This window comes from Oscillatoria salina IIICB1 (genome assembly GCF_020144665.1).
Classification (GTDB): domain Bacteria; phylum Cyanobacteriota; class Cyanobacteriia; order Cyanobacteriales; family SIO1D9; genus IIICB1.
Window position 1 is genome coordinate 1 of record NZ_JAAHBQ010000126.1, and the last position, 7368, is coordinate 7368.

Consider the following 7368-nt stretch of genomic DNA (forward strand, 5'->3'; position numbering starts at 1 on the left):
AATCTCACTCTGGTATTACTTCAATTATCCAACTTTTCACAGTTGTTAAACAACGCCAAAAAGATAATTTAGCCAAGCACAAAAATGCCAAATTACCTTTCTTCTCCAGCCGTTCGAGGGCATTAAAGACAAAAAAATATTCTCAATTTGACTGGCTCGCTAAAACTTCACCTATCAGCACCAGGAACACTGATAGCTCCTTTTAGTGTCGGCAATCTGCAATTCGATAGAGAATCCAAATACCTCGAATGATGGATTTAAATAAGTATCTGAGAAAAATATAATGAGAGTAGAGTGAAAAAATATTTTTTGGCTTACATTTGCTGAAATACTCGCTCAGTTAATTAAATAGTTTAAACGATCGCCCCCAGATCGATTGTGAAGTTTTTTAAGAGAACTAAATACTTATGTTAAATCGAAATCATTCAGAGAAATCCCTAATCAAAAAAACAGGAATGAGCCTAGGCGCGATCGCACTCGGCTTAACTACCTTAGTCCTACCAGCTTGTAATAATAACGAAGAAATACGAGAAGGTAGAGATAACGCCACTACAGAAGATGTTTCCGAAATAGGTGAGAATGGTAGCGATATCGTCGGCAAAGAAATCACGATCCGAAGCCAAGTAGAAGAAACAGTAGGTAACACTGGCTTTGTGCTTCAAAGTCAAGCTGGCGAAGAAATCCTCGTTATTAATAGTACTGGTGCTGACTTTAGAGTTCCCGCGATCGAAGTTCCGGTACAAGTCACAGGTGAAGCTGTCGAATTAGTAGTCGCCGATGTGGAAAACGAATATGGTCTCGATTTAGAAGACGAGCTATATGTAGACTACGAACAGCAACCTGCTATTATTGCTGAATCTTTAGCTCTTGCTCCTACTCCCGAAGACTTAGCAGAAGTTCCTAATGGTTATTTTAATCAAGAGATTGCCGTGGAAGGACAAGTAAGAGAACTTGACTCTCCCAACGCCTTCGCCTTATTTGAAGATGGTTGGGTAGATGATTACGGAGTCTTAGTCATCGGTATTAGTCGCAATCTTAAAGCTGAAGATAGCCCGATTCAAGAAGGCGAAAACGTTACCGTTACAGGCGTAGCACGCGAGTTCGATGGAGCGCTACTAGAACAAGAAGCGGCTGAACTCGGTTGGACTGACGAAGATATCGCTGAATTCGAGTCTCGATACAGTAACAGACCCGTAATTGTCGCCGATAGTATTTATCCCTCCGCGATCGATAATAAGTAATTATTTCGCCACAAAATTAAGTTTTTCCCCCTAAGTCTAGTCACAAACAAAGGACTTAGTAACCCCTAAAGTTGTTGAATTCAATCCGAGAATAATATGGTTAGAGACAGAGAAATCAGAGAAAGAGAACTTAGAGAAGAACAAGTAAAAGGAGTTCCCGAAAGAGGTACCTACAAACGCGCAGTTGGTGTCTTCAAAAAGCGCGAAGACCTCGAAGATGTTATCCGGGATATCAAAGGCGCTGGCTTTGACATGGAGAGAGTCTCCATTTTGGCGCGTAACGTCGAAGATGTCGAAGGTTCCAAAGAAATTACCGAAAAACATGGTAATGAAGCCAAAGAAGGAGCTGGAATCGGCGCTACTACTGGTACAGTCCTCGGTGGTGTTGGTGGTTTTCTCGTCGGTGTAGGCTTATTGGCTATTCCTGGTATCGGTCCGGTATTAGCCGCAGGAGCAGAAATCTCCGCCCTAGCATCTACTTTAGCAGGAGCTGGAATCGGTGCTGCTAGTGGTGGTATTATCGGAGCCTTAGTTGGTTTAGGTATTCCCGAAGAAAAAGCGAAAGTATACGAAGATCGCGTGAAAGCTGGCGATTATCTAATCATGGTTAGCGGTACTGATGACGATGTTAACCGCGTCCGAGATATTATGCGGAAGCGTCATGTGGAAGATTTTGATATCTTCGATACTCCGTCTCAGACAGTTAGTGAAGCAACAGCGACAACCAACGTAAAGCGTGAAGCGACACCGACAACTAATGTAAAACGCATGGAAACCCATGAGGAAGTTGTCACTGAGGACGTTAAAAGTCGCGATCTCACTGGCGATGGCGATGCTGAGGTAGTTATCGTCGATAAGCGCAAAGAAGTTCGCTAATTTTAGATTTTAGCCTGCTTTGGTGGGTTTGAATCTTAAACTGAATTTTCGAGGGTGCGTTTTCCACGCATCCTCTTCTGCTGTGAGGAAAAATAATTACTTACCCCAGCAAGTTTTCCCACTGCTGCTTGGGGTTTTAAGGGAAGTAAAATCAAAGCAAACACTAATAGACGCAGGAAACGTAAAGTAAAGATAGTTTTGTTGCTATACTTGGCTAAGGCTAGTAGATAACCATAGGTACTATATTCGAGCTTTTTACTCATATTTCTATTCGTAATTGAAGAAGGTTCGTGAATTACTGCTAGTTGTTGAGTAACGCCGACAATATGACCTTGATTTTTGTAGCGCCAGCAAAAGTCAAAGTCTTCGTAATAAAGAAAATAAGCTGGATCGAATTCAGGACATTTGACAAAGTTTTGCAAATTAATTAAAAAGCTACAACCGCTTACCCAGTCGCAAGTTACATAGCTAAGATCGGGATTTTCCGTTAGTAAATCTACAGCTAAAATAGCACCTCGTTGAGGTAGGAAAATTCCTCCAGCAAACCAAATTTTATCGTCTGGAGTATAGATAGTTGTACCAAGTAAAGAAACTTCGGGATATTCCTTGAAAAAATCCCTAACTTGTGCTAAAGAAATTTCCTTGAGATAAGCATCGGGATTAACGATCCAGACAATACTGTCAGCCGCGATCGCGCTAATCCATTTTAAGCCGAAATTGCAGCCACCACCAAAGCCTAAATTTGTTGACGGTGTTAAAATTTTAACTCGATCTGTCTCTAACTGATAAATACTCTTATCATCGGGAGAATTATTGACGATCGCAACTCGATACTCAAAATCCTCTTCAGGAGGAATAGATTCGAGCAATTTAGCAATCAAAGATGTAGAGTAATAGTTAACAATGAGAAAATCGATCGCCACAAAAATTAGTGCCTAAATAATTAGTGTTTATCAGTGGTTAAATTTTCCTTAAAAACTTTTATTCACCACAACTTTACCATTGTTTTTACTATTATCTTGAGGTTCTTCTTTCGCGTCAGCGTAAGTTAAATAAAGTTCGATTGCTTCTGCGGGATCTCCCGAAAATTTAAGCTGTCCCTTTTCCAGCCAAATCACTCTTTCACAAGCAGTTTTTATATGATTCAAATCGTGAGATACCATTAAAATAGTTCCCGTTTTATCCCATAACTTTTCCATTCTATGGCTACATTTTTTCTTAAAACTAGCATCTCCAACAGCGAAAACTTCATCAAGAATGAGAATATCCGGTTGTACGTCAGTAGCAATCGCAAAACCCAAACGAGATTTCATTCCCGAAGAAAGCGCTTTTACCGGGACATAAGCATATTCTTCTAGTTCAGCAAATTCTAAAATAGAACTTACTCTATTTTTCATTTCTTGGCGTGAAAATCCCAGTAAGATCCCATAAAAAATGATATTATCTATAACTGAAATCTCAGAAACAAAACCTGCACCTAATTCGAGTAGAGGTGCAATTTGTCCTCTGACTCTGACTTTTCCCGTTGTCGGTTTTAAAATCTGACAAATGATTTTCATCAAAGTAGATTTTCCGGAACCATTAGCACCAATTACACCTACTTTTTCGCCTGCTTCGATAAGCAAATTGATATTATCTAAGGTTTTTTTCTTAGCTGGTTGGCGATGTTTGCCTTCTAACAAAGACAAAATTGTCGTTTTGATATCATAAGAAAATTCTTCTTGGGTTCGTCGCCAAAGGGAAACATTATCGAGAGAAATTACTTCCATCTATCTATAGTAAATCCATAAATCGATCTCGCTGCAATTGAAAACAGATCCATCCGAGGACAGCAACAAGCATACTGCTTAAAAGTGCGCCCCAAATTAATTTTAAATCGGGTAAATCGCCAGATAAGGTAATTTGACGGACGCTTTCAATAATCGCAGCTAGTGGGTTTAATTCTATAACATTCCTCACTTTTTCCGGTACGATTTCAGACGGATAAAAAACTGGCGTACCAATGCGAAGAGCATATACTACTAATTGGTAAAAGTAGGGTAAGTCGCGGAAAAATACATACATTCCAGCGAGGATAAATCCTACTCCCGTACAGAGAAAAGCTAAGGCAGCAACGGGTAAAATTAAGGCGATAGAGTTGAGTATATTCCCAGAAATAAACAACGCCATAATTGCGAGGAGAGGAAAAGTGCCAACGGAAAATTGAAAGAGATTCGCGGCGATCGTCGAAGCAGGTAAAATACTGACAGGGAGAGAGATTTTATTGAGGATAGTACCGTTAGTAACAACGCTACGCAAGGCTTGGGAAGTGGAACCAGAAAAGAAATGAATTACTGACAAGCCAGTAAAAGCTGCCAAAATATAGTTGATAATCGAGTTATCGTAATATTCGGCAAAAACTGCACCAAAAATTGCCGTGTAGATACCTGTCATCAACAAGGGGTTTAAAAGCGACCAATAAACACCTAAATAAGAACCTCGATAGCGCGTTTTCAGGTTACGCTGGACAAAAACTTGAAGTATTTCTAAATTACGGCGCGATCGCGAGAGAGTTGGTCTAGTTTTGGGAACATTAGCCATAGGCGGCAAAAAACACCAAATAACTTTGTTGCTCTTGAGCAATTTATCCTTATACTGGAGTTTTCGTCAACTCCTGTGGTTGTAACACCGGGCTATTTTTCAGGAGTAGCCACGCTTGAATTTTCCTGAGATAAATTGTACAGCCCTTGTTCTCCAAATGTTACGAGCGAGGATATATAGCTGACGAGCGAGATGTTTAATTAAGGATGGAGTTTGGCTGTCATGAGTTATTTTTTGCAGTTGTTTTTTGACTGCGTAAGGTGGAATAAATTCTTTTTTGTCTTTGGCAATTACTTTTGGCGGTAACTGAAGTGGGTCAATAATGTTATGCTTCAATTGATACAATAGCGAAGGTCTCACCCAACCTTTTTTGACTTGTTCGGAGATGAATTCCTGAGTAATAAAGCCATCTTTAACGGCGTTAAATAAATCTTGACACCATAACCAACCGAGAGGATTTTGATAATTTAGCCAAGGTTGCTTTGGCATATCGGTATAGTGAGTTAAAGCGGTTTTCTCTGAATTGTAACGCTCTAAGTCATTCCAACCTAAAGGTAGAGTAGCAGAAATTTTTTCGGCGGGAGCCATTTCGAGGACGAATTGTTGATAAGTCCATTTTCCTGCTTCTAACTGTTTGACTAACTCAGACACATCCCATTTCAATTGTGCGCAGTTGAGGAGCATTACGCTAAACTGGGGAGGTCTGCCTGAGTTTGCTGGTTCGGCAACGGAAAGTAAGTCTGCACCTTGAAAAGGCATTGACCAAATTTCTTGAATGTCTCGGAAAACCTGCATATCCGAGTCGAGATAAATTGCTTTTCCTTGATATTCCGTGAGTGCGGGAATAGCGAAGCGTTGAAAACTAAAAGGTGTTCTCGGACGTATTTGCGGATCTTTGGGAGTCGGAATTTGAATTCCTGCTTCTCGCAAAGCAACAAATAAAGGTTTAATTTCTATTGGTTGTGTCGCGTGCTTGCGGATAGAATATTCCAGCACTTTGACTGCCAAAATTTGTTCTTCCTCGGTACCGACGAAGATTTTAATGGTATTTTCTGTTGTCATGTTCACTCCTCACCACGATGGGTTGCTAGCAGGATCTCACAAATTTCTCTGACCGCTCCTTGCCCTCCTCCTAATTTGGTAATATAGATCGCTGCTGCTTGATTTTCAGGCATGGCGTCGGCGACTGTCAGGGGACAACCGATTATGCTCATGATGGGCAAATCATTGAGATCGTCGCCAATGTATGCGACTTGTTCGAGGGACAATTGCAGTTTATGACATAACTGCTTGAGGGTAGAGAGTTTATCTTCCACACCAATAAAAGTATGACGTATACCGAGGTTTTTGGCTCGATGGAGGGTGGCTTTGGAGTTGTGGGCGGAAATAATTGCGACTTCAATGCCTGCTTGGGTGAGTCGTTTCAAGCCTTGTCCGTCTTTGACGTTAAATTTTTTGAACACTTCGCCGTTTTCGTTGTAGTAGAGTCCGCCGTCGGTGAGGACTCCATCGACGTCCATTGCGAGTAGTTTGATTTGGTTGAGGTGGTTTTTGAGGTTGGTCATGTTTTGTTCGTGCATTCGGCGTAGCCGTTCTCGTTTCGAGTAGGCGCAAAGACGCTAAGGGGGAGTTATCGCAGTGAACAGTAAACAGTGATGAGAGCATAAGCTAGCAAGGTTTTCCGAAAATGAGGATGTCCTAACTAATTCGTTCTCTGCTATTTGAGGGTGATTTGGGGATGGTTAGAGTTGGATGGGGGGGGCGACTTCGAGTCCGTTGCGGATGCTGAGTATTTGTTTGAGTAGGGTTTCTAGTTGGGCGAGGGGAATCATGTTGGGTCCGTCGCTGAGGGCGATGTCGGGGTTTTCGTGGACTTCGAGGAAGAGTGCGTCAATTCCGATCGCTGTGGCTGCGCGGGCGAGGTGGGGAACGAATTGTCTTTGTCCGCCGGATTTTCCGCCTTGTCCTCCGGGCATTTGGACGCTGTGGGTTGCGTCGAAGACGACGGGATAGCCGAGTTCGCGCATTTGGGGTAGGGAACGAAAGTCAACGACGAGGGTGTTGTAGCCGAAGCTGGTTCCTCTTTCGGTGAGGAGGATGTTGGTTGCTCCGGCTGTTTCTAGTTTGCTGACGACGTGCTTCATGTCCCAGGGTGCGAGAAATTGTCCTTTTTTGATGTTGATTGCTCGTTTGGTGGCGGCTGCGGCGATGAGGAGGTCGGTTTGACGGCAAAGAAAGGCGGGGATTTGGAGGATGTCTACGACTTCGGCGACGATTTTGGCTTGGTAGCTTTCGTGGATGTCGGTTAAGACGGGGACATTGATTTCGTCTTTGACTCGTTGGAGGATTTTGAGTCCGGTTTCGAGGTTTTGTCCGCGAAAGGATTCGATTGAGGTACGGTTGGCTTTGTCGAAGGAGGATTTGAAGATGAAGGGGATCGAGAGGCGATCGCCAATTTTCCGGATCTCGGCTGCCATTTTTAAGGTAAATTCTTCGGATTCGATGACGCAAGGTCCGGCGATTAAGGCGAGAGGTTGGCGATCGCCGATAATTATTTTGTCGCTAATTTGAGTTTGGATCATTTTTGCTCTGGGTTGATTTTCTCTCATGTCTGAATATTATGCCTAAAGGTAAAATTATTTAAGCGATAAGCCTTCAGTATGATGAAAGC

At 42.3% G+C, this 7368-nt stretch carries 9 protein-coding genes; 3 read left to right on the plus strand and 6 right to left on the minus strand.

Annotated elements, in window-relative coordinates; all coding sequences use genetic code 11:
- From G3T18_RS24085 to G3T18_RS24095, 3 genes are all read left to right on the plus strand, one after another.
- On the plus strand, window positions 1–206 hold a 206-nt coding region (locus G3T18_RS24085), incomplete at its 5' end, for a hypothetical protein (protein WP_224413137.1).
- Window positions 207–407: 201 nt separating this feature from the next.
- On the plus strand, window positions 408–1241 hold the full coding sequence (locus tag G3T18_RS24090) for a hypothetical protein (RefSeq protein ID WP_224413138.1): 834 nt from the start codon (window positions 408–410) through the stop codon (window positions 1239–1241).
- 96 nt (window positions 1242–1337) lie between these two features.
- Window positions 1338–2117, plus strand: a complete 780-nt coding sequence (locus G3T18_RS24095; RefSeq protein WP_224413139.1) for a histidine kinase — start codon at window positions 1338–1340, stop codon at window positions 2115–2117.
- A gap of 35 nt (window positions 2118–2152) precedes the next feature.
- On the opposite strand, the gene G3T18_RS24100 is transcribed toward G3T18_RS24095, so the two are convergent.
- From G3T18_RS24100 to kdsA, 6 genes are all read right to left on the minus strand, one after another.
- A complete protein-coding gene (locus G3T18_RS24100; RefSeq protein WP_224413140.1) occupies window positions 2153–3040 on the minus strand; it encodes a glycosyltransferase in 888 nt (295 codons plus the stop codon).
- Between the two features lie 48 nt (window positions 3041–3088).
- Window positions 3089–3886 (minus strand): ABC transporter ATP-binding protein, encoded by a 798-nt coding sequence (locus G3T18_RS24105; RefSeq protein WP_224413141.1) that lies wholly within the window; start codon window positions 3884–3886, stop codon window positions 3089–3091.
- Between the two features lie 4 nt (window positions 3887–3890).
- Window positions 3891–4697, minus strand: a complete 807-nt coding sequence (locus G3T18_RS24110; RefSeq protein ID WP_224413142.1) for an ABC transporter permease — start codon at window positions 4695–4697, stop codon at window positions 3891–3893.
- 99 nt (window positions 4698–4796) lie between these two features.
- Window positions 4797–5759: a glycosyltransferase gene (locus G3T18_RS24115; protein ID WP_224413143.1), complete on the minus strand. Its 963-nt coding sequence runs from the start codon at window positions 5757–5759 to the stop codon at window positions 4797–4799.
- A 2-nt stretch (window positions 5760–5761) separates the two neighbouring features.
- A complete protein-coding gene (locus tag G3T18_RS24120; RefSeq protein WP_224413144.1) occupies window positions 5762–6277 on the minus strand; it encodes a KdsC family phosphatase in 516 nt (171 codons plus the stop codon).
- Between the two features lie 162 nt (window positions 6278–6439).
- A complete protein-coding gene (kdsA, locus tag G3T18_RS24125; protein WP_224413145.1) occupies window positions 6440–7279 on the minus strand; it encodes a 3-deoxy-8-phosphooctulonate synthase in 840 nt (279 codons plus the stop codon).
- Between the last annotated feature and the right edge of the window lie 89 nt (window positions 7280–7368).